Source organism: Streptomyces boncukensis (assembly GCF_011045075.1).
Classification (GTDB): Bacteria; Actinomycetota; Actinomycetes; order Streptomycetales; family Streptomycetaceae; genus Streptomyces; species Streptomyces boncukensis.
In genome coordinates, this window is record NZ_JAAKZZ010001017.1 from 1 (window position 1) to 1001 (window position 1001).

The 1001-nt window shown below is 70.9% G+C and carries 1 protein-coding gene; it reads left to right on the plus strand.

Features of this window, described 5'->3' with window-relative positions:
• On the plus strand, positions 1-1001 hold a 1001-nt coding region (locus G5C65_RS37670), incomplete at both ends, for an acyltransferase domain-containing protein (protein WP_165303556.1).

Here is a 1001-nt window from a genome sequence, read left to right on the forward strand (position 1 = left end):
CCCTGCAGGAACAGATCAAGCAGCTCCGCGCCTTCGTCGCCGAGCGGCCGGAGCTGGATGTGGTGGATGTCGGCTGGTCGCTGGCCACCACACGCGCCGCCCTGGAACACCGCGCAGTCCTGACCGGAGACGATGTCCTGGCCACCGGGGTGTCCGACGAGGGCCGCCTGGCGGTGCTGTTCACCGGCCAGGGCTCACAACGTGTCGGAATGGGCCTGGGGCTGTATGAGCAGTTCCCCGTCTTCGCCGAAGCCTTCGACGCGGTCTGCGCCCGCCTGGATGTCCGCCTGGAGCGTCCGCTGCGCGCGGTGCTGGCCGACGGCATCGGGCTGGAGGGCACCCTGTGGGCGCAGGCGGGCCTGTTCGCCCTCGAAGTCGCCCTCTACCGGCTGGTGGAATCCTGGGGCATCACCCCGGACGTGCTGCTGGGCCACTCCCTGGGCGAGATCACCGCCGCCCACATCTCCGGCATCCTCGACCTGGACGACGCCTGCACCCTGGTGGCCGAGCGTGGCCGCCTGATGCAGGCACTCCCCACCGGCGGCGGCATGCTCGCCATCCAGGCCACCGAAGCCGACGTCGCCGACTCCGGACTCGATGTCGCCGCCGTCAACGGGCCCCACTCCCTCGTACTCTCCGGCGACCTGGAGACCATCGAGCGCTACGCGGCCGAGTGCACCGCCCACGGCCGACGGGTCAACGTCCTGGCGGTCTCGCACGCCTTCCACTCAGCCCTGATGGAGCCGATGCTGGAGGAGTTCGCCACCGTCCTGGACGGGCTGACGTTCAGCCCGGCGCGGATTCCGGTCGTATCGAACCTGACGGGTGAGGTCGCCGAGGCCGGCGCCATGCAGCAGCCGGAGTACTGGCTGCGCCAGGTCCGCCAGCCCGTCCGCTTCGCCGACGGCATCACGGCCACAGCCGGGCTCGGAGTCAACCGGTATCTGGAGCTGGGCCCGGACGGTGTGCTGTCCGGCATGGCCCAGGACACCGCCCCCGAT